This is a genomic window from Fictibacillus solisalsi, assembly GCF_900103485.1.
GTDB classification, from domain to species: domain Bacteria; phylum Bacillota; class Bacilli; order Bacillales; family Fictibacillaceae; genus Fictibacillus_C; species Fictibacillus_C solisalsi.
In genome coordinates, this window is record NZ_FNHW01000001.1 from 2,494,727 (window position 1) to 2,521,686 (window position 26,960).

32 protein-coding genes and 2 riboswitches are annotated in these 26,960 nt (G+C 43.1%); of the genes, 5 read left to right on the plus strand and 27 right to left on the minus strand.

Annotation, left to right across the window (positions count from 1 at the left end):
* Positions 1-14: 14 nt before the first annotated feature.
* A riboswitch (SAM riboswitch) is annotated at positions 15-117 on the minus strand.
* A gap of 136 nt (positions 118-253) precedes the next feature.
* Both BLT53_RS12785 and BLT53_RS12790 read right to left on the minus strand, forming a co-directional pair.
* Positions 254-895, minus strand: coding sequence for a helix-turn-helix transcriptional regulator (locus BLT53_RS12785; protein ID WP_090235339.1), 642 nt, complete (start codon positions 893-895; stop codon positions 254-256).
* An 81-nt stretch (positions 896-976) separates the two neighbouring features.
* A complete protein-coding gene (locus BLT53_RS12790; protein WP_090235340.1) occupies positions 977-1,426 on the minus strand; it encodes a DUF86 domain-containing protein in 450 nt (149 codons plus the stop codon).
* A 153-nt stretch (positions 1,427-1,579) separates the two neighbouring features.
* On the opposite strand from BLT53_RS12790, the gene BLT53_RS12795 reads away from it, so the two are divergent.
* Entirely contained in the window at positions 1,580-1,849 is a 270-nt protein-coding gene (locus BLT53_RS12795; RefSeq protein WP_090235342.1) for a DUF3055 domain-containing protein, read from the plus strand.
* An 88-nt stretch (positions 1,850-1,937) separates the two neighbouring features.
* Positions 1,938-2,231, plus strand: coding sequence for a hypothetical protein (locus BLT53_RS12800; protein ID WP_170834337.1), 294 nt, complete (start codon positions 1,938-1,940; stop codon positions 2,229-2,231).
* Between the two features lie 18 nt (positions 2,232-2,249).
* On the opposite strand, the gene BLT53_RS12805 is transcribed toward BLT53_RS12800, so the two are convergent.
* The gene (locus BLT53_RS12805; protein WP_090235343.1) at positions 2,250-2,531 is read right to left on the minus strand and encodes a YutD family protein; all 282 of its coding nucleotides are present in this window, start codon (positions 2,529-2,531) and stop codon (positions 2,250-2,252) included.
* A gap of 111 nt (positions 2,532-2,642) precedes the next feature.
* On the opposite strand from BLT53_RS12805, the gene BLT53_RS12810 reads away from it, so the two are divergent.
* On the plus strand, positions 2,643-3,290 hold the full coding sequence (locus BLT53_RS12810) for a YhcN/YlaJ family sporulation lipoprotein (protein WP_090235345.1): 648 nt from the start codon (positions 2,643-2,645) through the stop codon (positions 3,288-3,290).
* A gap of 32 nt (positions 3,291-3,322) precedes the next feature.
* Here BLT53_RS12810 and lipA read toward each other — a convergent pair whose 3' ends face one another.
* Positions 3,323-4,216 carry a lipoyl synthase gene (lipA, locus tag BLT53_RS12815; RefSeq protein WP_090235346.1) on the minus strand — a complete coding sequence of 298 codons (894 nt, stop codon included), beginning with the start codon at positions 4,214-4,216 and terminating at the stop codon, positions 3,323-3,325.
* A gap of 194 nt (positions 4,217-4,410) precedes the next feature.
* Here lipA and BLT53_RS12820 point away from each other — a divergent pair, with 194 nt between their 5' ends.
* Complete coding sequence (locus tag BLT53_RS12820) at positions 4,411-5,412, plus strand: M23 family metallopeptidase (protein WP_090235347.1); 1,002 nt, start codon at positions 4,411-4,413, stop codon at positions 5,410-5,412.
* Positions 5,413-5,456: 44 nt separating this feature from the next.
* Here BLT53_RS12820 and BLT53_RS12825 read toward each other — a convergent pair whose 3' ends face one another.
* The 16 genes from BLT53_RS12825 to BLT53_RS12900 form a co-directional block, all read right to left on the minus strand.
* Entirely contained in the window at positions 5,457-5,564 is a 108-nt protein-coding gene (locus BLT53_RS12825; RefSeq protein ID WP_090235349.1) for a methionine/alanine import family NSS transporter small subunit, read from the minus strand.
* Complete coding sequence (locus BLT53_RS12830; RefSeq protein ID WP_090235350.1) at positions 5,564-7,066, minus strand: sodium-dependent transporter; 1,503 nt, start codon at positions 7,064-7,066, stop codon at positions 5,564-5,566. The genes BLT53_RS12825 and BLT53_RS12830 overlap by 1 nt, the downstream gene beginning before the upstream one ends.
* 172 nt (positions 7,067-7,238) lie before the next feature.
* On the minus strand, positions 7,239-7,715 hold the full coding sequence (locus BLT53_RS12835) for a dihydrofolate reductase (RefSeq protein ID WP_090235352.1): 477 nt from the start codon (positions 7,713-7,715) through the stop codon (positions 7,239-7,241).
* Complete coding sequence (locus BLT53_RS12840) at positions 7,712-8,506, minus strand: thymidylate synthase (protein ID WP_090235353.1); 795 nt, start codon at positions 8,504-8,506, stop codon at positions 7,712-7,714. Before BLT53_RS12840 ends, BLT53_RS12835 begins: the two co-directional genes overlap by 4 nt.
* Before the next feature lie 402 nt (positions 8,507-8,908).
* Positions 8,909-9,211: a YunC family protein gene (locus tag BLT53_RS12850; RefSeq protein WP_061972220.1), complete on the minus strand. Its 303-nt coding sequence runs from the start codon at positions 9,209-9,211 to the stop codon at positions 8,909-8,911.
* 59 nt (positions 9,212-9,270) lie between these two features.
* The gene (locus tag BLT53_RS12855) at positions 9,271-10,665 is read right to left on the minus strand and encodes a bifunctional metallophosphatase/5'-nucleotidase (protein WP_090235356.1); all 1,395 of its coding nucleotides are present in this window, start codon (positions 10,663-10,665) and stop codon (positions 9,271-9,273) included.
* Positions 10,666-10,748: 83 nt separating this feature from the next.
* The gene (locus tag BLT53_RS12860; RefSeq protein WP_090235358.1) at positions 10,749-11,594 is read right to left on the minus strand and encodes a DUF72 domain-containing protein; all 846 of its coding nucleotides are present in this window, start codon (positions 11,592-11,594) and stop codon (positions 10,749-10,751) included.
* Between the two features lie 284 nt (positions 11,595-11,878).
* Positions 11,879-12,844 carry a polysaccharide deacetylase family protein gene (locus tag BLT53_RS12865; protein WP_090235360.1) on the minus strand — a complete coding sequence of 322 codons (966 nt, stop codon included), beginning with the start codon at positions 12,842-12,844 and terminating at the stop codon, positions 11,879-11,881.
* Positions 12,845-12,984: 140 nt separating this feature from the next.
* Positions 12,985-13,449, minus strand: coding sequence for a DinB family protein (locus BLT53_RS12870; RefSeq protein ID WP_090235361.1), 465 nt, complete (start codon positions 13,447-13,449; stop codon positions 12,985-12,987).
* Positions 13,450-13,570: 121 nt separating this feature from the next.
* Positions 13,571-14,968 carry a Fe-S cluster assembly protein SufB gene (gene sufB, locus BLT53_RS12875; protein ID WP_090235363.1) on the minus strand — a complete coding sequence of 466 codons (1,398 nt, stop codon included), beginning with the start codon at positions 14,966-14,968 and terminating at the stop codon, positions 13,571-13,573.
* A gap of 121 nt (positions 14,969-15,089) precedes the next feature.
* Positions 15,090-15,530 (minus strand): Fe-S cluster assembly sulfur transfer protein SufU, encoded by a 441-nt coding sequence (gene sufU / locus BLT53_RS12880; RefSeq protein ID WP_090235364.1) that lies wholly within the window; start codon positions 15,528-15,530, stop codon positions 15,090-15,092.
* A complete protein-coding gene (locus BLT53_RS12885; RefSeq protein WP_090235366.1) occupies positions 15,520-16,740 on the minus strand; it encodes a cysteine desulfurase in 1,221 nt (406 codons plus the stop codon). Before BLT53_RS12885 ends, sufU begins: the two co-directional genes overlap by 11 nt.
* The gene (sufD, locus tag BLT53_RS12890) at positions 16,740-18,038 is read right to left on the minus strand and encodes a Fe-S cluster assembly protein SufD (RefSeq protein ID WP_090235367.1); all 1,299 of its coding nucleotides are present in this window, start codon (positions 18,036-18,038) and stop codon (positions 16,740-16,742) included. The genes BLT53_RS12885 and sufD overlap by 1 nt, the downstream gene beginning before the upstream one ends.
* Before the next feature lie 21 nt (positions 18,039-18,059).
* Positions 18,060-18,845: a Fe-S cluster assembly ATPase SufC gene (gene sufC, locus BLT53_RS12895; RefSeq protein ID WP_090235368.1), complete on the minus strand. Its 786-nt coding sequence runs from the start codon at positions 18,843-18,845 to the stop codon at positions 18,060-18,062.
* 206 nt (positions 18,846-19,051) lie between these two features.
* Positions 19,052-19,189, minus strand: a complete 138-nt coding sequence (locus BLT53_RS25105) for a YuzK family famiily protein (RefSeq protein ID WP_170834173.1) — start codon at positions 19,187-19,189, stop codon at positions 19,052-19,054.
* Positions 19,190-19,457: 268 nt separating this feature from the next.
* Complete coding sequence (locus BLT53_RS12900; protein ID WP_090235369.1) at positions 19,458-19,832, minus strand: carboxymuconolactone decarboxylase family protein; 375 nt, start codon at positions 19,830-19,832, stop codon at positions 19,458-19,460.
* Positions 19,833-20,009: 177 nt separating this feature from the next.
* Here BLT53_RS12900 and BLT53_RS12905 point away from each other — a divergent pair, with 177 nt between their 5' ends.
* Positions 20,010-20,855 carry a metallophosphoesterase gene (locus BLT53_RS12905; protein ID WP_090235370.1) on the plus strand — a complete coding sequence of 282 codons (846 nt, stop codon included), beginning with the start codon at positions 20,010-20,012 and terminating at the stop codon, positions 20,853-20,855.
* A gap of 53 nt (positions 20,856-20,908) precedes the next feature.
* Here BLT53_RS12905 and BLT53_RS12910 read toward each other — a convergent pair whose 3' ends face one another.
* The 7 genes from BLT53_RS12910 to sigI all read right to left on the minus strand — a co-directional run bounded on the left by BLT53_RS12910 (position 20,909) and on the right by sigI (position 26,797).
* Positions 20,909-21,343, minus strand: a complete 435-nt coding sequence (locus tag BLT53_RS12910) for an RDD family protein (RefSeq protein WP_090235371.1) — start codon at positions 21,341-21,343, stop codon at positions 20,909-20,911.
* A 94-nt stretch (positions 21,344-21,437) separates the two neighbouring features.
* The gene (locus BLT53_RS12915) at positions 21,438-22,265 is read right to left on the minus strand and encodes a MetQ/NlpA family ABC transporter substrate-binding protein (protein WP_090235372.1); all 828 of its coding nucleotides are present in this window, start codon (positions 22,263-22,265) and stop codon (positions 21,438-21,440) included.
* A gap of 24 nt (positions 22,266-22,289) precedes the next feature.
* Positions 22,290-22,955 carry a methionine ABC transporter permease gene (locus BLT53_RS12920; RefSeq protein ID WP_090235374.1) on the minus strand — a complete coding sequence of 222 codons (666 nt, stop codon included), beginning with the start codon at positions 22,953-22,955 and terminating at the stop codon, positions 22,290-22,292.
* Positions 22,948-23,973 (minus strand): methionine ABC transporter ATP-binding protein, encoded by a 1,026-nt coding sequence (locus tag BLT53_RS12925; RefSeq protein ID WP_090236873.1) that lies wholly within the window; start codon positions 23,971-23,973, stop codon positions 22,948-22,950. Before BLT53_RS12925 ends, BLT53_RS12920 begins: the two co-directional genes overlap by 8 nt.
* 79 nt (positions 23,974-24,052) lie before the next feature.
* Positions 24,053-24,166: riboswitch (SAM riboswitch) on the minus strand.
* 58 nt (positions 24,167-24,224) lie between these two features.
* A complete protein-coding gene (locus BLT53_RS12930) occupies positions 24,225-24,548 on the minus strand; it encodes a hypothetical protein (protein ID WP_090235375.1) in 324 nt (107 codons plus the stop codon).
* Positions 24,549-24,647: 99 nt separating this feature from the next.
* Positions 24,648-25,949 carry an anti-sigma factor domain-containing protein gene (locus BLT53_RS12935; RefSeq protein ID WP_090235376.1) on the minus strand — a complete coding sequence of 434 codons (1,302 nt, stop codon included), beginning with the start codon at positions 25,947-25,949 and terminating at the stop codon, positions 24,648-24,650.
* A gap of 104 nt (positions 25,950-26,053) precedes the next feature.
* Positions 26,054-26,797: an RNA polymerase sigma-I factor gene (gene sigI, locus BLT53_RS12940; protein ID WP_090235378.1), complete on the minus strand. Its 744-nt coding sequence runs from the start codon at positions 26,795-26,797 to the stop codon at positions 26,054-26,056.
* Positions 26,798-26,960: the final 163 nt, after the last annotated feature.

The window sequence follows — 26,960 nt, forward strand, 5'->3', positions numbered from 1 at the left end:
GTTTACACCGTCGGCTCTCATCTTTCAGAACATACTGTTCTGCTGAAATTAGCACCATGCATAACTGCTGGTTGCCGGGTTTCATAGGGTCAGTCCCTCCACCTCTCTGGATAAGATACATCTGAATATTAAGTTAGTTTGAATAATACTGAATTTTATCCTTCGTGTCAATTGTTTTTTTACCAGCAAAAACGGACCTCTTTCTTTATTTACTACAAAAAATAAATCCCATCGGCTGCATTGCCGTTAGGATTTAAGCATTTTTATCTTCAGAAATCAGGTATTTGCAATAGGTGCCGCCTTTTGCCAAGCACTGTGTCCGTTCGACCTTCTCTGTTCCAAGCATTCTTTGGAACAGAGACAGTTCACAGGAACAGGCCTGTTGGTATTCATTCGCGACTTTGGCAATAGGGCAGTTAAACTCCTTTAGTTCAAACTGTCCGTCTGCGGTCTTTTCCCATTCCACCATATAGCCGGCTTCATTTTGGATCGCGGCGAGTTCGGCAACTTTTTCCTCGAAGCTTTTATTCTCCATCCGTTTTTTATACTTTTCATTCAAGCGGTTTTCCCGGCGTACAAACAGTTCGTGGACCGTTTCATCGCCTGCAATTTCCTGGATATCCTTCATAAACTCCACTGTCAGACCGGAGTAATTGCGGGGAAACTGTTCATCCGCTGCTTCGGATAACTGATACACACTCAGCGGGCGGCCCATTGCCTGCCGAACAAGAGTGGATTCTATCAGTCGGTCTCTCTCTAATGTATTTAAATGGCGGCGTACAGCCATTTCGGTAATCCCGAGCTGGCCCGCCATTTCCGTAACGGTTAATTTTCGATATCGCTTCAATAAATGAATGAGTTCTGAACGGGTAGAGGTGTTATTAGCTATAGCCATAAACCATCACCTTCCTTACCCCTATCTTACAATATCAATCATCAAAAGTACATTTTAAACAAAAATGTTTAAAAACGCTGCTTATTGTTGATCCTCCGGTAAAAACGCTGAAACAGGACCCAGTTCTTTTTCAATGTAGCTTCGTACTCTGAAAGGGAAGTTCTTCAGTGGCTCTCTGTTGGCTGCCAGTATAGAATGGATGGCATCATGATCCACATTTGAGAACTCCTGCACAAGCATCTTCCTTAGTGAGATGACCTGTTTTAAACCTTTTGCGTCTGACGTGGTGATGACTTTCTCATCTTCCAAAATATCAAGGATGTCATCATAGCTGCCCGGGTCCCTCATAATAAATCCATCAATCATTGCATTCCCCACATCCATCATGCCTTCAATAATGACATGTGCCGATCGTTCCAATGCCAATTTCTCAATGGAAGATCCGCTGGCTGAAAGTTCATCCAGATGCTTCAGCAAAAATTCAAGATATACCAGGTTTTGTTCGATTTTCTTTCTGTCTACAAAATACATAGCATCCACCCTGCCTTGTTAATGTCCTTCCTTTTTAGTTTATCACAAAACGGAATACAAATTGGGTGAGCAGGCTGCTATTTGCAACTTTTAAGTTGTCTGCTATGATGAAATGGAAAAGAAGCAACTGGCCGATGGCAAGGAGGGCTGAACATGGCAGAAGAACGTTTTTTTCTATACGACGATACAGAAAAATCAGAAACGCGATTTGTCAGCTTCATGGGTACAAACACGCGATTTGATCTAGCCATTGTCAAAACAGGAAGACACTATGGCAAGAGCTTAATCCTCGATATGCAAGGCAGCCGTTTTGCCATTATTGGAGAGGATGATCTGGATGAAGAAGGCTATCTTGAGCATGCCTACAATCTGACGGAGGAAGACGCTCAGGAACTTCGGGAATTTTTATATGAAACCCTATAATGGAAATTTTTAAAACCTGAACAAAAAAGCCATTCCGTGGGCAATGTAAGAAGGATGGAAAATTCCATCCTGATCCTGCCTGAAGGGAATGGTTGTTTTGTATAACAAGGATGAAGAAACCTATACGGACTTTTCCAATGTTGAAACGGGAAGGCGCTATGTTCTTCCAGAAGACCTTCCGGAAGGGCCTTATGGCTCGCCCATCAATGCAAAACTTGGAAAATCAACACCATGGAAGGAAAACCAACGGACTTATAGTGCATTTAACTATGAGTACAAAAATCTCCACGAAGGGCTGGAACGCCAATTTCCGGGTGCCCATCCAACGCATGATGATCCCGATGAAAATACAGAAGAACCATACCAAAACTTTAAGGCGTAAGGCAATGCAAATAACCCCCTATTTACCGGGGGTTATTTTTTTCAGGACAAAATAAGGACAGCCAAAATTGCAGTACTCATAAATGTATTCCGGAAGAGTGCTGATCTTTGTGTCATATGTCGCTTTATCATGGCCATCGTCAAAAAAGCCGCGCAGACGAAGCTGTTCATAGCCAATATCGCCAACCAGATAATCGTATTTATGTAAAATTTCACTATACCTTGACTTCAACTGTTCCTCGTCAAAGGCCTCTTTGTTATTTTCTACCAGTTCGTAGCAATGCTCACCGATACAAATCATGAACTCACCTCACCCTTATAGTTTACCACGTCCGTTAAAAATACAGCCAACAATTTCTTTGTAAAAAGTTCATTATTGTGGTCACCCTAAGGGGAAGGAGGTGAAATCCACATGAAAAAGAAACTGGCTGCTCCCCTGATTTTTTGTATTGCTTTGTTAGCGGCCTGCTCAGATGATGATACAAGAAAAGAAACAACAACCGGATATAAATTTTCCAATACCAATTATAAAAAGTACAAAAATGATAATGATACGATGGGAACCGACAGAAGATATGGGGATTTTGGCTATGTGCGCCATGAATACAAAGGAGAAAACGCGAAACCCCTTTCCGCCAACCAAATACCGAAAATGGACCGCCAAAAATTGGCGGACATGATTACCGACATGGCCGTCCGCCTGCCGAACATCAAGGACATGGCTGTCCTGGTGACCGATGAAGAGGTTCTAATGGCCTATCAAACGACCAGCAAGAACAGAATGGCGATCGCCGACAACGTAAAAAGAACAGCTTTCTCAGTTGTCCCCCGCTATTACCATGTCTATGTGTCCGATAAAAAAGGGATGATCGGGAAGCTTGAACAGTACCGCTCCGTGAACTACGACACCGACAATGCGGAAGGTATTATTGACCGGCTGATCAAAGAGATGAAGCAGTCACCACAAGGCTACAAAGTGAGTGATGGCGAGAATCCGAATGGTGAAATGAAGGGTGAAAATGAAAATATGTCCAATACGGATATGAACAGAAATAAATAAAAAAAAGCCGGATGCAAATCCCGGCTTTTTCTTTAGTTGCTTTGTACTGCTTTATTGGCTGCATTAACCTGCTCATCTGCATGATAAGAAGAGCGCACAAGCGGCCCAGCTTCACAGTGCTTAAACCCTTTGCTAAGCGCAATTTTGCGAAGTTCAGCAAACTCATCAGGGTGGTAGTACTTTTGAACCTTTAAATGTTTTTTGGTTGGCTGCAAATACTGCCCTACCGTTACGATATCCACATTGTTGGCACGGAGATCGTCAAAAGTTTCAATAATTTCCTCCCACGTTTCTCCAAGTCCAATCATGATACTGGATTTTGTAGGAATGTTCGCGTTCATTTCTTTTGCTCGACGCAAAAATTCGAGTGTCCGCTCATATGTCGCACGTGCACGGACTCTTGGAGTCAGGCGTTTGACGGTTTCAATGTTGTGGTTCATGATATCGGGTTTGGCATCCATCAATGTTTCAAGATTCTCATAAACCCCCATCATGTCAGAAGGCAATACTTCAATAGAGCAGAACGGATTGCGTTTGCGGATGGCCCGTACAGTTTCAGCAAAAACTGTTGCTCCGCCATCTTTCAAATCATCTCGTGCAACCGCTGTAATTACCACATGTTTTAATCCCATTTGTTCCACCGATTCGGCCACGCGTTCCGGTTCCTGTAAGTCAAGCTCTGTCGGCAGTCCTGTTTTCACCGCACAAAAACGGCATGCACGCGTGCACACATCACCCAGTATCATAAATGTTGCTGTTTTTCTTACTGCCCAGCATTCATGAATATTGGGACATCTTGCTTCTTCACAAACGGTATGTAACTTCTTCTCGCGCATCATTTTCTTGAGGCCCTTATAGTTATCATTTGTGTTCAGCTTTATTTTTAGCCATTCCGGTTTCCGGATGTGCTCTTCCTTCTTAGCCAAGATCCTCACTCCAATTCTTCATCATCCAGCACAACAGATTTCAGTCATGCTGTAAAAGTAGAGATACATTAGAACTTTAACATACATGCGAAAAAAACTCCAATCACGGATATTTCCATCATTTATATAAAATGAAATTTCTTATAGCAACCAAACTAAAGGTATGATGCAGGAAAGGAGTTGATATACTCACCATGAAAAAATGGCTAACATTTTTCTTAGTTGCTTCATGCATCGGGTTCATTCTGCCCGTTAAACAAGCACAGGCTGTGACTCCTTCATACAGTAAAGAAGACGTCCAGCGGCTCGCTCTTTATAAAAAAATGGAAACCATCACCAACATACCCTGGTACTACTTTGCAGGTGTTGACCAGTACGAAAGAAGTGTCCGGCGTGCAAGAACCGACCTGCCCAAAGTTTCAGGGCTAGTGGGCATTTATTTCTCCCCCATTCAGTGGTCCGGGCCTCTTAATCCCAATATGGATGATAAGAACCCTGGTTCCATCCGGATTTTTGGCGGAGCCGGCATGGACGGAAATAACGACGGAATTGCTGACCGTAATAATGATGAAGATTTGCTTTATACCTTTTCCGATTTCATTGGTAAATACGGCTTTGATGAAGAGAATTTTAAAATCGGCTTATGGGACTTTTACAGACGAGATAAAGCCGTCAGTATCATCATGGAAAACGCTAAAATCTATAAATCGTATGGAACGGTGGCACTCACCCGGCACGCGTTTGTTGTTCCTCTTCGCTCCAATTACAGCTTCAAAAATACTTGGGGAGACCGGCGGGGATATGGTGGTCTGCGCATCCATGAAGGCACCGACATTTTTGCCAATTACGGCGTTCCTGTTAAAGCAACCTCATATGGGGTTGTAGAAACAAAAGGATGGAACCGGTTTGGCGGCTGGCGGATCGGAATTCGTGATATCAACAATGTTTATCACTATTTCGCCCACCTTTCCAGCTTTAATAAAGGCATAAAAAAGGGAAGTATTGTTGAACCAGGGATGATCGTCGGTTATGTGGGAAGTTCCGGATACGGGCCACCCGGCACCTCCGGTAAGTTTCCACCTCATTTGCATTATGGCATGTATCGGGATAACGGCTATACCGAATGGGCATTTGATCCCTATCCTTACCTGCGTGCCTGGGAACGGCAGGAGCGACTAGCAAGCAGAAGCCATTAAAAAAATCCACCCGGCATTTGAGACCGGGTGGATTTTTTTATTCGTTATCGGGATCGCCTGGAAACACGTACCACATTCAGAATACTTGCCACCAGTCCGCCCCAGATGATCACCATACCAACAAGCATCATGATAATTGCACTTCCTGACATCAGATGACCCCCCTTTTCTCTTCCTCTGCCTGTGATTTCCATCCTTTGATTGAGAAGAGGATCCCAATAATAATAACAGCTGCAGCGACAAGCCAGCCTGCATAAGTCACAAGTTCAGTGGGATATTTGCCATAATTGGCTGCAATGTTTTGCTTGATGTTGTCATACATCATGTAGCCCAGAACAAAGGGTGTGATGATGCCGAGGCAGAATTTCCACCACCATCCTGTCCGGAGATCAGATACGTCGTTCGCATGGCTCTGTAAACCTTTCAGTTGTTTGAAGAACCAGCCAACGAGGATGACTTCAACTAAACCAGCCATGGTGATACCAAAGTTATTAATAAAATAATCCACGATATCGAGGAAATACATGCCTCCGTTTGTCGCGTAAAGAAGCGAAATTGCGGTGGCGATAATGCCTCCGGCCAGTACTGCTTTTGTACGAGAGACATTAAACTTTTCCTGTACTGCAGCTACATACGTTTCACAGATGGAAATTAGAGATGTCATTCCGGCAAAGATAAGGGAAAGGAAGAACAAGATTCCGAACAGCCCATTTAGCCCCGGGAATTCATTGATAATGCTTGGAAACACTACAAAAGCAAGTCCAATACCGCTCTTTACCACCTCATCCACCGGCACGCCCTGCTGCATGGCCATGAAACCTAATGCAGCGAACACACCAATCCCCGCTAGCAATTCAAATCCTGAATTCGCAAAAGCCGTAATAAATGCATTGTTATTGATATCCGACTTTTTCGGAAGATAACTGGAATACGTTACCATAATGGCAAAAGCAATGGATAAAGAGAAGAAAATCTGGCCATACGCGGCTACCCATACTTTCCCGTCTGCAATCTTACTCCAATCCGGCTTGAAGAATGCCTCCAGTCCCTGTACCGCTCCATCAAGGGTCAAGGCTCGGATGACAATGATTAAAAACATAATCACAAGTGATGGTATAAAAATTTTATTTAGTCGCTCAATCCCTTTGGATACGCCTCTATAAAGTACAAAAAGAGTAACCATCCAGACGAAAAGAAGCGGAACCATGATTCCTGGAACCAAACCGCCAATTTCTCCCTGCTTTTCAGAAAGTTTTAAAACCTTTCCAAAGAAAAAGCCTTCTGTATCCGTTCCCCACTGGGTTCCGAACGAATAGATACAGAACTTTACCGCCCAAGCGATAATGACCGCATAATAGGTCGAAATGACAAAGGCAATCAATACCTGCCACCAGCCTACCCATTCTGCTTTTTTACTGATTCTGAAAAAGGAAAGCGGTGCCGAGCCTCTAAACTTGTGCCCGATCGTAAATTCCAGAATCAAAATAGGAATCCCTGCTGTCAAGAGCGCAAATAAATAAGGAAAAAAGAAGGCTCCTCCACCATTATCATAGGCTACCGCGGGGAATCTCCAAATATTACCCAGTCCAACAGCCGACCCTACTGCTGCGAGAATAAAGCCATATCTTGATCCCCATTGTTGTCTCTTTTCCATTGAGTGCCCCCTAACTTGCAAGATATATGAAATAATTCAGATAATTTCGTCTCTAACTATACGCAGGTCTAGGCAAAAAGTCAAAGGTTTTTTGAATATTTTGTCGAATACCGCCCTTTATTACCTATAAAAAAGTCCTCCTTCCTGTGAGCGGAAAGAAGACTTCATGATTTTAATTTTTTTCTAACGTGAGAAATTCATGCGGATATTTATTTTTTTCATCAAGAATCCCCGTTGTTCGGTCAATAATGTTCCATTCCGATTCATCATATTCCGGGAAGTAGGTATCGCCATCAAAAGACTCATCAATACGAGTAACGTACATACGCTCCACATAAGGCATAAATAGACGGAAGACCTCTGACCCTCCAATTACGCAAAGCTCCGTGTCCTGCCTGTCCAGTGCATCCTGGACCGTGTGCAAAACGGTGCACCCCTCCGCCTGAAAGGATTCATCTCTTGTTAAGATAATGTTCTCACGTCCAGGCAGAGGTTTCCCAATGGATTCATAGGTCTTTCGGCCCATAAGAATAGGCTTGCCCATGGTTACTTTTTTAAAATGTTTCAAATCTGCGGGCAGATGCCATGGCAAATCATTCTGCTTTCCAATCAACCGGTTCCTGTCCATTGCGAACACGTAGGAAATCATACCGAAACCTCGCCCTTGATTTTAGGATGATGTTCATAATTCACAAGCTCAAAATCATCAATCGTGAAATCAAAAATGGACTTCACGTCAGGGTTGAGCTTCATGACCGGCAGTGGCTTTGGATCTCTTGTCAACTGCAGCTTTACCTGATCCAGATGATTTGAATAAATATGAGCATCACCGACCGTATGGATAAATTCTCCCGGCTCGAGGTCGCACACCTGCGCAATCATCAGGGTTAACAAGGCATATGACGCAATATTAAACGGCACCCCAAGAAAAAGATCCGCCGACCGTTGATAAAGCTGGCAGGATAATTTTCCATCTGCAACATAAAATTGAAAAAGGGTATGGCATGGCGGGAGTGCCATATTTGGAACATCAGCCGGGTTCCATGCAGAAACAAGCAGCCGTCTGGAGTCCGGGTTATGTTTGATGTCATGAATCAGATTGGAAATTTGGTCGATCGTTTCCCCATTCGGTGCCTGCCATGAACGCCATTGATGGCCGTACACCGGGCCGAGATCGCCATTTTCATCAGCCCATTCATCCCAGATGGTTACGTTATGTTCACGCAAATAGGCAATGTTCGTATCTCCTTTTAAAAACCAAAGGAGTTCATGAATGATGGAACGCAACGCCAGCTTTTTGGTGGTCACTACCGGAAATCCATCCTGAAGGTTGTACCGCATCTGACGTCCAAACACAGAGACGGTTCCAGTACCTGTCCGATCTTCTTTTTTTGTTCCGTTTTCCAGTGTATCCTGCAGCAAATCCAGATATTGTCTCATTCCAGCCGTGCACCTCTCTTAATCATTTCTACTTCCTCTATCCTACCCTAAATAATACGAGGATTAAAGTCGAAAAAAGTTTGTCTCATTTTCTTTACATTTTTGAAATTTTCGCGCATTTTGTCTCTATCATTGGTATACTGATAGTGGAGTTAACTTGGTATTGAAATACAGGGGGGATGACCTTGGATTTCAAAAGGCTTTTACAATGGATGTATTACTTGCAGGTTGCCTTTTTTGTTAGCGGCATTTATCTTTTGTTTGTATATATCCTTACCAGCAATACGAAACGGATTCAGGTCATGATAGGCGTACTTTGCTTTAACCTCATATCGATAAAATTGATGAAAAACCGTTATAAAATTTAAAAAACTGTACTCGAAAATGGAGTACAGTTTTTCTTTATACCATTTTTAAAAGTGCGTCCCTGCCGGACATGCCCACTTCTATGCCTATGGCATAAGCTTCGGTTGTAATGGATTCCAACGGTGCGTTTATGAGCTGTTCAATCGTGCGCACACCGACAGCTCTGCCTGCAATAATTTTGCGGTCAGAGAGCTTTTCATTAAGGAGGCCAACATCCAAAGCCCCGCACATGATATAGCCTTTGTCATTGTAGACCGCTAGCAGATTTGTTTTGGGCAGCTGGACGGTTACCGCAGTAAATGGGTTTCCGTCAATGATAACCGGGTTCAATTCAATCACGCTTCCACCCCTTTCCTCCTATACTTTATGTACAAGATGAGAAAGAGTGCGTCCACGTTTTACCCAATCATGGATGCAAGCTTCCATTCCAGCAAATCACGGAGCGTTTCTGGAAGCATAAAGGTTTTATTCTCGTTCCGAGCAATCGCAGGATACAGCTTTCCAAACGTAAACATGTCAATCACGGCAACCCTGTAAACCTCTTCATCTACGATCGGTTCACCGTTCATTTCAATCCGTCTTACATGCAGCTGCCGGTCTTCAAGCAGCTCTTCCTCTGCTGTAATTCCGGAAAAGGCCATGCGCCCCATCACTTTGCCTCGAAAGCCAAATCCCTTCACTTCCCTGTGAATCATTTCCTGGCTCAGCCCAGCATTCACAATCTCCTTTATTTCATCTCCCGTCAGATCCACCAGACAAGGATTGATCGGATGCGGACAGATCCGGTGCAGGTCTCCTTTTGTTACCGGCCCTGCAGGAAGGCTTTCCAGGATGACGCCGGAATTAATCATGGAATAAGAGGTCTGGCACCATTCCTTCAACGCATCTGCCATCAACTGGGAAAATGGCGATGGCTCATACCATGAGATATTAAGAGGGTTCTTTAGCGTGCCCACTTCCTGCTTCAGTTCCGTTTCACCTTTTATCATCAGTTCGCTTAAAAGCTGTTGTCCCTCACGATCTTCCTCTTCATCGAAGGGATCAATCAGCACAGCAGATTTAGATGTGATTTTCTTGGTAGACGGGTCATATTGAACATTAACTTCTCCCAGATACATTCCGAATTTACCGGTCTGGACAATCAGGGTTCCATTGATCTCTTTGCCTTTTGGAAGCACATGATGCGTATGGGCACCCAGGATCAGATCTATCCCTTCAATTTCTTCTGCCATTCTTTCATCAAAATTCAGTCCCAGATGTGATAGCACAATGACAATATCACTGGTCTTCTTTAATTCGGCGACAATTTCTGGCAATAGAAGAAAAGGATCTTCCACCTGCCATCCGAGAGATTGATAGAACGCCTGAAAAGCGATTGTTACGCCAGTGACACCAACCTTCAGGCCATCTTTTGTCGTAAAAATCTCAGACGTTTTCGCCCACGGCGGACGCTCTCCTTTTTCGTTGAAAATATTGGCAGCAAGAACCGGAAAGTCCGCCTTCGTATAGAGTTCATCCAGTTCTTCCTTAGTCAGTGTAATCCCTTCATTATTGCCGATGGTCGCTGCTGCGGTTCCTGCCTGGTTTAATAAAAGCGTGTTTCCCTGACCGAGCGTCCCCTCGGTAAGCGGATTCGCCCGGTCCATAAAATCACCGCAGTCAAAATAAAATACGGATTCTTCTTTATCTTGCGTTCTTTTTTGTGCCGTTTTTATATGGTGCACGATACGCGTCCAGCTTTCAAAATGGCTGTGAATATCATTCGTGTGATAAATGGTTAATGTATTTAGCATAATGCCCCCTGAACCTTAAGAACCTGCCAATGATCGGCAGGCCAAGCTGTATAGTTTCGAATATAACGCAAGGCTTCTGTGCTTTAAAACAAATCCAGCTGCCTTGGCGAAAGCCCTTCATAATCCAGATGAAGCATATCAATAAACTGTCTGGCATTATCGGCTGCATCCCCGCCGGAATTATTGTTAAACAGCACTACAATCTCCTTGGACTCCTTGTCTAACGCTTCGATATGTTGTTTCCATTCCAGCAGCTCATTTTCATTGTACCGGTACAGATACCGTACCTCTCTCCAGTTAGCTTGTCCATGATTGTTCCATCCATGTACATTTCTCCCATGCAGCCGGATAATTGTTACATCTGAAGACGTGGGTGTCAGAACGGTTGGGACAGAACCTTGCCCTGCCTGCGGTTCATCGCAGATGGTATGGATCCATTGTTCGTTTTTCATAAAATCCAGCGTTTTGTCCTTCATTTCATCCGTAAACCAGGATTGGTGCCGGAATTCCAGTGCTACCGGAATTCCTTCCATCATCTCCCGCGTAAACCTGAGCATCTGAACGCTTTCCTTGTTGCATTCAAACCAGGGTGGATACTGAAATAGGACAGCCTTCATCTTTCCTGCTTCGATCACAGGTTTGATGGACTCTTTAAAAAGGTCGAACATTTCCTTTGTCGTTTCAAAAGGAATCTTTCCCCGGGCATGTCCGGTCATTCCCTGATAGGCCTTAATGACAAATGAAAAGCGGCCCGGTGTATCCTTAATCCATTTTTGATAATTCTTCAGCGGCTGTATGGCATAAAACGATGCATCTACTTCCACAACGGGAAAATAACCGCTGTACAGCTTTAACTTATCGGTAGATTTTGTCCCTTCCGGGTATAACGACTGGTGATCCCCCCAGCCGGTCACTCCAACTAATATCATTGGGATTCTCCTCTTTGGCCATAAGTTTACTATTCTATTCCCCAAAAATTCATTATGTAAAAAAGCGAACCCCTTTTGGCGTCCGCTTGTATTCATATCTTCTCATAAAAAAAGAAAAAGAGGGAACATAACGTACCCACTTCTCCAATAATTATCTCAAAATTTGAAATCGATATCAAGTATTTACTTCCCGTCTATGAAGCAAGAAGGAGCCTGCATTACTAATGGATGCAGGAATGTTTCCCAGCCGTTTGTATAAAACGGTGCACCCCGTTTCATTTCAACTATTCACTTGTCAGTGTTGGAACGGTAACAAATTTATAGCCTTTTGCACGCAATTGATCAATCATCTTCGGCAGGGCTTTAACCGTTTCAAATTTACCTTGTTCATGATATGAATGTTGGAGAACAATGACTCCGGGACTGGCATTTTTGTTCACAGCCGATAAAATTTCTTCTGCCGACTTTCCATCCCAGTCCTTTGTATCTACCGTCCACATGACCGACTGATAGTTTCGATTAAGCAGGTCTAACTGATGATCGTCGATTTCACCATATGGTGGTCTGAACAGATTGGTTTTCTTACCCGTAATTTTTTCAATTTCAGTACTCGTAGATTCTACGGTTTTCTCCAGTTCCTGATCCGTCAGATGTGTAATATTTGGATGATCCCATGTATGGTTTCCAATGGCATGTCCTTCACTTGCAATCTGTTTTAACTGGTCGGGATATTTCTTTGCTCTTTCTCCCATAACAAAAAAGGTAGCTTTTACTCCTTTATCTTTTAAAATCTTTAAAATTTGTGGAGTATAATGGTTATCAGGTCCGTCATCAAATGTAAGGGCGATTTGTTTCTGGTCGGTTTTCCCCATATAATAGCCAGTTTGCTTTTTCATTGGCACGTTGACGGTTTGACCCGGATAAATCATTTGATAGTTATCGATTTGTCGATTGGCCGCCTTCATTTTGGATGTGGTGACCCCATATTTAACCGAGAGCTTCCAGAGCGTATCTCCTTTTTTCACCTTATGGCTGGTGGGGTTGGGAATTTCCAAATACTGTCCTTTTGCAAGTTTAGTGGAAAATAACTTGTTCAGATTTGCTATTCGTTCCTCGGACGTATGATTCTTTTCTGAAATTTCTTTGAGGGTATCGCCTGTCTGTACGGTATAAGAGGCGGCCATGGCAGATGGGTTAACCATCAGTTGGCCTGCCAAGCAAATCCCCAGTATGGTGCTCAATCTCTTCACTTGTTGTTCCTCCCGGTTGTTTTTTGCTTAAGGAGCTTTATCTCCCTTATGGATTAGTTTTCGGAAGGCTAAATTCTTTTTGACCGTTTATTTATTGACACAAAAAACCAAACCTGGTTTCTGGTTTGGTTTCTTTGTTCTTATCGCACATAAAATTCTGGAGGCTCGATTCCGAGCAGGCGAAGATATGTAAAACCCTGGCCACGATGATGAATCTCATTTTCCAGCCCGTATTGAAGTCGTGCAAAGTGGCTCATTTCCGGTCCAAAAAAAGGATCTTGCATCACAACTTTCAATCTTTCCTCATTCATTTCCTCAAACAGCCTTCTCGTTTGATCACGAACTTCCTGGCTGATTTGAAGAAATTCTTCTTTTTTATTTGCCCCTTCAAACACATCCTTGTACTCCCATTTGTCCAATGCCACTCCATGTATATAGCCATTTTCGATATTCACAATTTCCTTTATCATTTCTGAGAAAGGACGCAGCTTTTTATCCGGCGTATACTCGAAGAATTTGTCATCCGGAAAAGACTCAATGGCTCTTAGAGTCAATCTTCTGTTGCCTTCCATAATCTCTAAAAAATCGTTTTTGGTCAGGAACATTTCAATCTCTCCTTTTCGTTCATTTCAGTTTCCAACTACAAATTCCACCAAAAGCATGAAAAATCCTGTTTTTTTGCAATAAAAAAAGCCCTGGTATAATAACCAGGGCCAGCTTTAACAATTATCCAATAGAACCTTCCATCTCGAACTTGATGAGACGGTTCATTTCAACCGCGTATTCCATTGGAAGTTCTTTTGTAAATGGCTCGATGAAGCCCATTACGATCATTTCTGTTGCTTCTTGTTCAGAAATACCGCGGCTCATGAGATAGAACAACTGATCTTCTGAAACTTTAGAAACGGTAGCTTCGTGCTCCAGTGTGATGTTGTTATTTAAAATTTCGTTGTACGGAATCGTATCTGATGTGGATTGGTTATCCATAATCAGCGTATCACACTTGATGTTGGATTTGGATCCTTCAGAACGCCGTCCGAAGTGTGAAATTCCCCGATAGGTTACTTTACCGCCATGTTTTGAAATGGACTTCGAAACAATGGTGGAAGAGCAGTCAGGTGCCAGGTGGAGAACTTTTGCCCCCGCATCCTGATGCTGTCCTTTACCGGCAATCGCGATAGAAAGGATGGTGCCTTTTGCTCCGCGGCCTTTCATGACAACCGCAGGATATTTCATGGTTAAGCGTGAGCCGATGTTTCCGTCGACCCATTCCATTGTTGCATTTTCTTCGGCAACCGCACGCTTTGTAACCAGGTTGTAGATGTTGTTTGCCCAGTTCTGAATCGTTGTGTAACGCGCATAGGCATTCTTCTTTACAATGATTTCAACAACCGCACTGTGAAGTGAATTGGTTGAATAAACTGGTGCTGTACATCCTTCTACGTAGTGTACAGAGCTGTCCTCATCGGCAATGATCAATGTACGCTCAAATTGACCCATGTTTTCCGAGTTGATTCGGAAATAGGCTTGAAGCGGAGTGTCACATTTTACGCCTTTTGGCACATAGATGAAGGATCCGCCGGACCATACAGCTGAGTTCAATGCTGCGAACTTGTTGTCGGATGGAGGGATAACAGTACCGAAATACTGCTTGAAGATCTCTTCATGCTCACGAAGCGCTGTATCTGTATCGGTAAACAGGATCCCCAGTTCAGTAAGATCTTCTTTCATGTTGTGGTATACCACTTCTGATTCGTACTGTGCAGAAACACCCGCAAGGTATTTTTGCTCAGCTTCAGGAATTCCAAGCTTGTCGAATGTCGCTTTAATTTCTGGCGGCACTTCGTCCCATGACTTTTCAGATTTCTCAGACGGCTTTACATAGTACGTAATGTCATCAAAGTTCAAGTCTTTTAAGTTTCCACCCCATTGAGGCATAGGCATTTTATAGAATTGCTCTAACGATTTCAAACGGAAATCGAGCATCCATTCTGGTTCGTTTTTCATTTTGGAGATTTCTTCTACAACTTCTTTTGTCAATCCGCGTTTTGAGCGGAAGATCGAAACGTCTTTATCGCGAAATCCATACTTGTATTCGCCGATTTCAGGCATTTTTTTAGCCATCGTTTCATCCCTCCTTAAAGGATACAGTTCTCTTGCAATGGCACTTATTATTATTGTAGCACATCATGCATTTATCACAAGGAAACAGGCAGGGGACCGTGCTCCTGTCCTGTTCGTTTTATTAAATCTCGTCTTCGTTTCCGACACCCTTCTCCATTGCCTTCCAGGCAAGCGTTGCACATTTGATTCTGGCAGGAAATTTGGAAACCCCTTGAAGGGCTTCGATATCTCCCAAATCAAAAGAGGTGTCGTCATAATCTTTTCCAAGCATCATATCATAAAAGATATGGGCAAGCTTGATCGCATCCTCAACAGATAAGCCTTTTACCGATTGCGTCATCATGCTGGCAGAGGCCAGGCTGATGGAGCAGCCCTCGCCATCAAACTTCGCGTCAGCAATCTTTCCATCCACCACTTTCAGATGAAGCTGGATGCGGTCACCGCATGTCGGGTTATTCATATTAATGGTCACTGTATCTTCACCAAGCTGACCCTTATTACGCGGGTTCTTGTAGTGATCCATAATGACTTGGCGGTAAAGCTGATCTAAATTAGAAGACATGGCCGAAATACTCCTTTGTCGTGACCAATCCTTTTACGAAAGAATCAATCTCGTCTTTGGTGTTGTACAGATAAAAGCTTGCACGGGCAGTGGAAGACGTATTTAACCATTTCATCAGCGGCTGTGCGCAATGATGTCCGGCACGTACGGCAATCCCTTCTGCATCAAGAACGGTAGCCACATCATGAGGATGGACATCGTCGATATTGAAGGTTACAATGCCCGCACGCTCTTTCGGTCCGTAAATCGTAATGCCCTCTATTTCAGACATCTGTTCAATCGCGTACTTCGCAAGCTCTTCCTCATGTCTGTGGATATTGTCCAGCCCAATATCCGAAAGGAAATCAATTGCGGCACCAAGACCGATGGCACCGGCAATAATAGGGGTGCCCCCTTCAAATTTCCACGGGAGTTCTTTCCATGTTGAATCGTACAGATCAACGAAATCAATCATTTCACCACCGAATTCAACAGGTTCCATCTTGTTGAGAAGCGCTTTTTTCCCGAATAGGACACCGATGCCTGTTGGACCGCACATCTTATGGGAAGAAAAAGCAAAAAAGTCACAATCGAGGTCTTGAACATCGACCTTTAAATGAGGTGTGCTCTGCGCTCCGTCAACCACCATGATCGCCCCGTGTTTATGGGCAATGGCGCCAATTTCCTTCACAGGGTTAATGGTGCCAAGAACATTGGAAACCTGCATGACCGATACAATCTTAGTATGTTCGGTTATTGTACTTTCCACGTCTTGGAGGTCAATGGAACCATCTTCTTTTAATGGAATATATTTAAGCGTCGCCCCGGTTTTCTTTGCCACCTGCTGCCAGGGAATAATGTTGCTGTGATGTTCCATCGGCGTGATGACAATCTCATCACCCTCAGACAGATTGGACAGACCGTAGCTGGCTGCAACTGTGTTGATGGAAGTTGTTGTCCCCCGTGTAAAAATCACTTCCTGCGTGGATTTTGCATTGATAAAACGGCGGACTTTTTCGCGTGCACCTTCATAGGCATCCGTTGCCCGGGTACCCAAAGTATGGACACCACGGTGAACGTTTGAATTGTATTCGCGGTAATACTTTTCCAGCGCTTCAATGACAGGTACCGGCTTTTGGGAAGTAGCGGCACTATCAAAGTAAACAAGCGGTTTTCCATTGACTTCCTGATGCAGGATCGGAAACAGCTTTCTTACTTCTTGTGCGTTCATTATCTTACTTTCCTTTCTATTACCTCAACCAAACGTTTTTTCACGGATTCAAGCGGCATCTCGTTCACAACAGGGCCAAGGAATCCATGGATGATCAATCGTTCAGCCTCAGCTTTTGATATTCCGCGGCTCATAAGATAGAACAATTGAATCGGATCAATTCTTCCGACTGAAGCAGCATGGCCCGCTGTTACATCGTCCTCATCAATCAACAGGATCGGATTGGCATCACCACGTGCTTTTTCACTCAGCATCAAGACGCGTTCTGTCTGTTCACCGTTCGATTTTGTTGCACCATGCTCGATCTTCGTAATTCCGTTAAAGATAGAACTCGCAGCGTCCTTCATGACACCATGTGTCAGGATATAGCCTTCTGAGCTTTTTCCGTGGTGGAAGATTTGAGCCACAAAGTTTTGCTTTTGGTCACCTTTGCCGATATTTACCGTTTTCGTATCAGCAAATGAACCATCGCCTACAAGGTGCGTTGTATTATCCGAAACCGTATTTCCGTCATTCAGCTGACCCAGAGCCCATTCAATTCTGGCATCGCGTCCCGCACGGCCTCTTCGGTTAATATAAGAAGTCATGCCTTTGGCCAAGTTATCTACAGCACCATAAACCACTTTGGCCCCAGGACCTGCAAAGACTTCTGAAACGATGTTGGAAACGGAATCCCCTTCATTGTTGGTGGAAAGGTAATTTTCAACATACGTTACAGAACTGTTGTCTTCGGCTGCCACGATCACGTGGTTTACTAGTCCTGACTGCTCATCATCATGGAAATAAATCGCTTGAAGCGGAGATTTTACTTCTACGTTTTTAGGAACATAGATGAACGCTCCATTGTTGACCAAAGCTGCGTGAATGGCTGTCAGACGGTTTTCATCAACGCTGACTCCATCCTGCATGAAATATTTTTGAAGAAGGTCTCCATGTTCTTTCACAGCCGTCACAAGGTCAGTAAAAATAACGCCTTGTGCCGCCAACTCTTCAGTTACTGAAGAACGAAGCGTTTTACCGTTTTGAATCACAAGAAGGTTTCCTGCTTCCCCATCTTCTCCAATTAGGGCTTTTACTTGTTCAGGCAGCTCAGTTCCGTTCTCTTTGCTGCTGATATGGTTAAATTCAGTAAGATTCCACTTATCAATCTTTGTTTTGTCCGGCTTTGGCATAGGCAGCTGCTGTGCCAGCTCCAAAGCGCGCAAGCGAAGGTCTAAAAGCCACTGTGGTTCCTGGCGGCTTTCAGAGAACTTGCCTACATAATCTTTGTCGTATTTAAATGAAGTTTCAACTGACATGTACAAATCCTCCTAACTTGCTTACGCCTCTTGGCCAACAGTTTCGTCTTCGATTCCAAGTTCTTCTTTGATCCAGTCATAGCCTTCTGCTTCAAGGCGCTGTGCAAGCTCAGGTCCTCCTGATTTAACAATGCGGCCTTGCATCATTACGTGGACTTTATCCGGGGTAATGTAGTTAAGCAAACGCTGGTAGTGAGTGATGATCAAGCAGCCAAATTCAGGGTTTCTCATTTCATTTACACCCTTGGCAACAACTTTAAGTGCATCAATGTCTAGACCGGAGTCAATTTCATCAAGAATCGCAATTTTTGGTTCAATCATCATTAATTGAAGAATTTCGTTACGTTTCTTTTCACCACCGGAGAAGCCTTCATTCAGGTAACGGTGTGCAAACGAGCTGTCCATTTCAAGAAGTTCCATTTTCTTGTCAAGCTCACGGATAAATTTCATAAGAGAAATTTCTTGGCCTTCCTCACGGCGGGCGTTAATCGCAGAACGCAAAAAGTCTGCATTCGTAATACCGCTTACTTCGCTTGGGTATTGCATTGCAAGAAAAAGTCCTGCTTTTGCACGTTCATCAACTTCCATCTCAAAAAGATCTTCTCCGTTAAATGTAACGTTACCCTCTGTCACTTCATATTTTGGGTGCCCCATTAACGCTGAAGATAAAGTGGATTTACCTGTTCCGTTCGGTCCCATGATTGCATGGATTTCCCCGCCATTTATTTCAAGGTTTAACCCTTTGATAATTTCCTTGTCTTCGATAGAAACACGCAGGTTTTCAATCTTTAAGTTTGGTGTAGACATATGCATTTACCTCCATCTTATATTTCAATGAAATATATTGTTAATGTGAACAAGAATGAAAGCTTCTCTCATTCCATTCTCAATTTATTCTCATTCTAATATTATAACAAATTTATTCTATCTTCAACCTTAGGAGCTTTCCGGAAAAAGATAAATCAAACAGAAAAATCAGCATTCAACGGTGAATGCTGATCCCACTTCATATACTATAGGATTTTTCGTTCCATTTCATTACTTACTTCCAAACTTTTTTGATATTCTTTTTCACGTTCTTGTTCAATATCCAATCGCTTGTCAAGGTTGCGTTCATACTCGGCGTAACCAATGCCATGATTCTTATGCATAGCCTTTTCCATTTCAGAAGTGTGGTTAACTTTGATCGAGTGAATAATAAATCATCCTTTCGTATTATGAACCCTAATTGTGAATACCCTTAGATTAACAAACCTATGCTTCCTCATCAATTTCCATATCATTTGATATAAAAAAAGCCTATACGGTATAAACCGGATGCATCATAATGTCTTCCATATCCTTATAAATCCGGTTATATCCTCATCTATTCTCTCATTTTCTGAAAAGCGAAAAAAGAAGCTCCCTCAGGAACTCCTTTTAATGCATGGGATTATTTAATTCCTGAATGCATTCCTGTACCAGTGTCACTCCCTGGCTCATCGCCGCTCCGCCGCCAAAAGCTGCTGCTACCCCAACCGCTTCGAGGATCTCATTTTCACTTGCTCCCTGGTCCAGACACCCTTTTGTATGATAAATAATGCAATATTCGTCCTGGGCGCAAATACTGATTCCCAAAGCAATCAGCTGCTTGTTTTTCTCTGAAATTTCACCTTCTTTAAAGCAGTGCCGGGTAAATTCGTTGTAGGAATGGGCCAGTTCCGGCATATGATCCGTATACTTTCCAAGGCCTTCCTTATACCTGATTAAATGAAATTGTGTTGAATTCTTTCCGGGCATTTCTTGATGTTCCATTTGTTTCATCCTCCTGTCCTTAAAGTAGACAAGCCTTAGTATGGGTTAATGCTTCTTGTCTTATGCCCTTCACTTTTTCCAGCAGAAATTTTTGTTTCCACTTGAAAAGGGAATATAATGAGAGAAAAGACATAGAATTTTTTAAAATTTTTTGCAAGAAAACTGAAGGAGAAAAAAATGGAAGAAAAAAAAGTAAAAAAATCATTGATGGCCGGAGCAGTTGGAATAGGGACAATAGCAGCTGCTGCAGGCACTGCCGCAATTTATTCTTCATTTATAGAGCCTTACTGGTTTGACATTAAGAAAGTAAAAATCAAACTGCCGCGCCTTCCCGAAGCCTTTAAAGGGCTTCATATTGTTCAGATCAGTGATTTCCACCTGGGATTCCATTTCAGGGCAAGACATATCAATAAGATGGCTGAAAAAATACATGAGTTACAACCGGATCTTGTCGTTTTTACCGGGGACCTGGTCAATTCAAAACGTTCTCGCAGGGCTGCAGTAAAAAGCATACCTGGGTTAAAGAGTATTGTTGCACCGCTTGGGAAATTCGCTGTGCTCGGAAATCATGATTATCTTGAAGACATTGATACAATCTCAGAGCTATTGAGAAAAAGCGGCTTTGAACTGCTTATAAATGAGAACAGAGAACTGACAAAGGGGAATGACAGCTTCCATATCGCAGGACTTGATGACTACCTGCAAGGAGAGGCCGATATCGAGAAATCACTGGAGGGCATACCAGAGGATCAATTTACGCTTCTTCTTGCGCATGAACCAGATTATTTTAAGGTAAGTTCAAAGTTCCCTATTGATCTTCAGCTGTCTGGTCATAGCCACGGCGGACAAGTGCGGATGCCGCTGTATGGGCCAATCATCACGTCCCGTATGGGAAGAAAATATCACACCGGCCATTACCAGTCAGAAGAAAAACATTTGTATACCAACAGAGGAATGGGAACGACCCACCTTCCTTTTCGCTTCTTTTGCCGGCCGGAGATTACATCCATCACGTTAAAATAGAAAACAGTCATAAAAGAAGACGGCGCCTGGACTTAGGACACCGTCTTTTTTTCTTATCCTTCCTTTTGAGGGGGAAGATGGGTGACATAGGTTCCTGCGATAAAATCGTGGATGCTTCTTTTGTCTTTTCGGATACCCACCATAAAAGCACTGACAATCAATGCGATTCCAAGCGTTACCGCGTAAATGATTCCGCCGACCAAAACTCTCATCAGCATGGCACCGATCCCCAGTTTGCTGCCGTCCGCTTTAACGACCCGAATCCCGCAAATTCTCTTTCCTACCACGTATCCTTGCCAATAGATGGGCAGCAATAGTGCATAGAGGAAACTGATGATATCGAGGTACCAATTTTCTCCCGGTTGATCGGAAGCAAAGTCTCCGGAAATTAAAAAGCCAATGATAGCTAATGGAATGCCGATAATAATGCCATCCAGCAAACAGGCTCCTACCCTGATCCAAAATCCCGCTGGCTGTTGAATGTCCATCCTGTACCCCTCCCTGATTGGTTACTTTAAGTCATCTAACTTTATTACAATGGGACAAAAAAAAGAACAGCCTGTGGCTGTCCTTTTATCGCACTTATTTGTTTACAGGTACAACTGCTCCTTTGTACTTCTTCTTAATGAAATCCTGGATTTCTTTTGAATGAAGAACCTGTACAAGGGTTTTGACTGTTTTCGTATCCTTATCGCCTTTACGTACAGCGATAATATTAACAAACGGTGAATCTGCTCCTTCAAGTGCAATCGAATCTTTTTGAGGATTCAATCCAGCATCAATTGCATAGTTAGTATTGATCAGTACCGCATCTCCTTCACCATTTTGGTAGGCTTTTGGAAGAAGTCCGGCTTCAACATCCGCTTTGAATTTAAGGTTCTTTGGATTTTCTGCAACATCCTTAATTTGAGCATTATAGCCTTTGCCTTTTTTGAGCTTGATGAGCCCTTCTTTTTCAAGAAGTGACAACATACGGCCATGGTCGGCTACAGAGTTGCTCATAATGATGGTTGCGCCCTTTGGAAGGTCTTTTAGCGATTTATACTTTTTGGAGTATACACCGATCGGCTCAATATGAATTCCGCCTGCATTTTCAAATTTGTAGTTTTTATTTTCCTTCATTTGTGACTCTAAATAAGGAATATGCTGAAAGTAGTTGGCATCAATCTCTTTATTTGCAAGAGCTTTGTTCGGTAATACATAGTCCTGAAACTTTTTGATTTCAAGATCGATTCCTTTTTTCTTCATTAGCGGTACAGCCTGTTCAAGAATTTCCGCATGCGGAACGTTGGATGCACCCACAACGATTTTGTCATCAGCTAGCTTTTTGTCTCCTCCGCCATTTGCCCCGCAAGCAGCAAGTGCTGTTGTCATGGCCAGCAAAAGAACAAGTGTAATCAATTTTTTCATGGTGTTCCTCCTGATTGTTTATTTTTATCGTTTATCCAGGCGTCGGGTAATAGTATCCCCGATAAATTGGATAAGAAAGACGATAATCAAAATAATAACAGTGGCAACGAATGTTACATCATTTTGTGTACGCTGGAATCCGTCAAGAAAAGCCCGGTCACCCAAGCCTCCTGCACCAACCACACCCGCCATGGCGGTATAGCCCACAAGTGCTATGGAAGTTACAGTGATTCCTGATACAAGAGCAGGCATGCTTTCAGGAATCAGCACTTTAAATATAATTTGGGCATTGCTCGATCCCATGGATTTCGCAGCTTCAATAACTCCTTTATCCACTTCGCGGAGAGCAATCTCAACCATTCGTGCATAAAACGGCGCTGCTCCGATAATCAGTGCCGGCAGTGCGGCATTGGCACCAAGCATGGAACCGACCAAAAAGAGTGTAAATGGTATCAGCAAAATGATTAAGATAATAAAGGGAATCGAGCGGAAAATATTGACGATCCCCGCTGTAATCACATTAAAAAATCTGTTCTCCCACAGATTTCCTTTGCCCGTAAGAAATAAAGCCAATCCTAAAAATAAGCCAATAACGAAGGTGGCAATAACAGCTACTGCTGTCATGTACAGCGTCTGACCTGTAGAGGCTAACATCACATCCCATTCTACATTCGGGAAAAGATTACTCATAAGAAACCACCTCCACTTCCACCTGCTGTTGATTCATGTAGTTGATTGCCCCGGAAACCTCTGAGTCGGCCCCTTCGAGCTGAATAAAGAGTGATCCATATGCCCCGTTTTGTGTTTGGGAAACCTTGCCCTGGAGAATGTTAACCTGAACGTTGAATTTGCGGATAACATCTGTGACAACAGGCTGCTCGGCTCGTCCCCCGACAAATGTCAGCTGTACAATTTTGCTTTGCGGCTTTTCTGAAGCCAGCTGCTTAATCACATCGGTTGTTTCCTCAGGTTCTGTGACTTGCTTCACAAAATCCTTCGTAATTTCCTCAGAAGGATGACGGAATACATCCAAAACTGGCCCCTGCTCTACCACTTTTCCGTTTTCCATCACCGCCACCCGATGGCAGATCTTCCGTATGACATGCATTTCATGAGTAATCAAGACGATCGTCAATCCGAGTTTTCCGTTAATCTCGACGAGCAGATTCAGGATGCTGTCGGTGGTTTTCGGATCAAGCGCCGATGTCGCTTCATCACAAAGAAGCACTTTCGGATTATTGGCCAATGCCCGGGCAATACCGACCCTCTGTTTTTGCCCTCCGCTCAATTGGGACGGATAAGATTCTCCCCGGCCTTCGAGTCCAACCAGTTTAATCAGTTCATCCACCCGTTTTAAACGTTCCGCTTTTGCCACCCCGGCAATTTCAAGCGGGAAAGCAATGTTCTCCCTCACGGTACGAGACCAGAGCAAATTAAAATGCTGAAAAATCATGCTGATTTCCTGACGGGCCTTCCGAAGTTCGTTTTTGCTCAGCGTGGACAAATCCTTTCCGGCTACCGTTACACTTCCGCTCGTAGGCCGTTCCAGCATGTTAAGCATACGGATCAACGTACTTTTTCCGGCACCGCTGTATCCAATTATTCCGAAAATTTCACCTTGCTCTATTGTAAGATCGACCTGGTCAACCGCATTGACCGGTCCGTCCTTCGTCTTAAAAATCTTGCGTACTGCATCTAAAGTTATCAAAAGACTGGATTCCTCACTTTCATAAAAAATGCCCTTCTGCGAATATGAGCAGAAGGGCATTAAATAGATATGTGCCATTCTCTCATCTCCCAAAGCTTATGCTTTGCAGGAATTGGCACCTTTTTAAACAGGATTGCTGTCTAACGGTTGCCGGGTTTCATCGGGCCAGTCCCTCCACCTCTCGCGATAAGAACGAAATGTTTTAAGTTTTCAGCTTGCTGTATGGATTTTATCATCACGTACTTTTGCTGTCAAACCATTTCTTTTGGTCTGCTTTGTTCACTGCGGGCCAAGTAAAGCAATGAGTCGAGTTTTAACTGTTCCCGGTATGTACCTGTAAAAGACAGCTTTCCTTTTTTGATCAGCGTGCTCAAGGTGCATTCACCTGTGCAAACAAGCCGTAATTCCTCATCATGTCCTGAGAGCAGTATACTTCTTTCCTTCCCTGTGATCGTATTGGTAAAAGTGAAACAGATGGTTTTCCCTTCAGTTGACACCTTTGCTGCCTCGTTGCCGACAAGCGGACGGAGAAACTCTGTTTTTTGAATATCATTTACCCACTGATCCCAATTCATCAAGCATCCCCCTCATAAATTCCCTTAAGTAAGGGTTCGGGGAGACTGGATCTTCTTCCTGTAAAGATCCTTCGACAGTTAAATTACTTCTGTCGATTTTTAGCTTGCCTTCTTTTTTTGATGACGGTGACCAGGATGTTTCTTTTTAGCCGGGGCTTGGCCTTTGCTCCACTTTTTCTCATGCTTAAACCGCTGTTTTTGCGGCCCCGGTTTGCCTTTGTTCATCTTTTTCTTATGAATGGGGTTGGTTTTCACCTTTATCTTGTTTTGATTCTTCGGTGAATTTTGGAACTGGGACTCCGGCTTTAAATCGTTTGGCCGGGCTCGACCTGGTCGATTCTTCCTTTTTTTGTCCTGATGTTTATGTTCAGGGTCTACAAATTGAACCTTAGCCCGATTATTTTGACTTATCATTTTCCTATCATCCGGCTTGCCAGGTTCAGCAGATTTAACTGCCATTTTTTTATTGTTTTGAACGGTATCCCTTTTTTTCTTCGTTTTATTATATGATGTTTTTCTTACTGGTTCAGGTTTGGTGGATAATTGTTTAACCGTCCTTTTTTCGTCAATCTTTACAGGCTGGAGATTTCTTTCGTTCCGCTTAATTTTTTCGGGTACTTTCATGGTTTTCTTATTCTTTCCGCGCTTCGTACCGCTTTTGTTCTCCATCTTTTTTTTCAGCTCAGAAAATGACATCTTTTTGACATCTTTTAAGGAAAGCGGATTGTGCTTTTGTTTCGCATCAAGATACATCAAATATTTCCCTGGCGATACTCCATTTTTGCTTGCGGCATTTCGCTTTTTTACATCAAGTTTCTTGATGACGATGGCTGCTTTCTCATTATAGACGGCAGCATTGCGTTTAATGGCTGTTACAGCTTCCTGGATGGATGATGATACCTTTTTATCGCTTTGATCCACAACAGCAGAAGCAATCAGCACGTCCGGATGCTTGGACAGATATCCTTGATGGTCATAAGCATTAAGCAGTGAAGAAGCAAATTGAAACAGGCTGACATCCTTCGTATACTGAAGGGTTTGGATCAGGTTTTCTCCTTCAGGGTTGAACGCTTTTACTTGAACAACCTGAAGATTGTCATTAACGGCAGCCTCGAGGCTTGGATTCACGTCAAAACTGACATAAGCCGCAACAGTTTGGTCGTTGCGGCTCAACGGGTTTACACCCGAAAATAACACAAATATAAGTAGTGCACCTATAGTCAAAGAAAGTGAAGGAAGAAAAAAACGCCTGGTCCTGCTTCTGTAAAAACTAGAGACGTCATATTCCATTCCCGGCACCAGTTTTTTCCCTCGTGGCAGTTTAACCGAGACAAATGACCCGTCTTTTGTTAAAAGGATCGCTTTTCCTTTCTTTACTTCCATCAAAATACCGTTCTTCATTCCACATATCCCCCCTGAAGGCGAAGGATCTGCTTCGTATCATAACCATCATGAGCCCGCTTTTCGGCCACACAAATAATTACAACCGTTTAACTTCCCCTTATTTAAGGCTGAATATAAGACTTTAACGCTTTAAAGTCTCCTAGATATATTAGCGATACCGCTATTATATACTTTCGATTTCGCTCTATCGTTTTACGACTGCAGGAGACCATGCTTAACAAATCTTTTATGGGAAGTTGTTTTTTCTCCAATAAAAACTCAGCCATTTCCCGGTTTTCAACGAGCAGCCGGGCAATTTCTTTCGCATTTTCGCGTGCATCAACGTGCTTAGGACAATGTTTGCTTAGCACTTTGAAATTCAAGCTGAAATCTTTAAGCAGCTTTTGATACTCTTCAATTTCATACACACGATTTTCAGCCTGAATGCTTTCTTCATAATGATCCATCGCCGCTTTTTGTTCAGCATAGCTGTCCTCAACGCGGCCTTCTTCGTCCTCTTCATCAGGCTGGAGATAAATTAACCGGTTCTGCCTTACTTCTTTACGAATATAATCAATCACTCTTCTGCGGATCACCATATCGGCAAAAGAGAGGAATCGGCTTCCCTGTCCCTCCTGATATTGATCAATTGCCTCATTGAATGCATACAGACCTACACTAAATTCGTCCATTGTTCGATCTATATATTGACTGCAAACCTTTGATGTCACCTTTTTAATAAAGGGCTGATAGGCTTCAATCAGTTCATTTCGTAAAAAATCATTTCCTCTTTGGATATTCATCACTTTATCTTCAATGTTATTTATAGTGCTGTTCTTTATTCTTGATACAAATGCAGTAGACATTATTTCACCTCTTAAATCCAGGTTGTTTTAACTTTTGGAGGTCGAAATTTCCCCAAAAGTCGACAGGAGCAAACAAGTTTCAAGCTCTCCTATACATTTATACCATTGATTTGAAGGTTTGTAGGATACAGTTGTATAACAATATTACAGGACTACTGCCTTT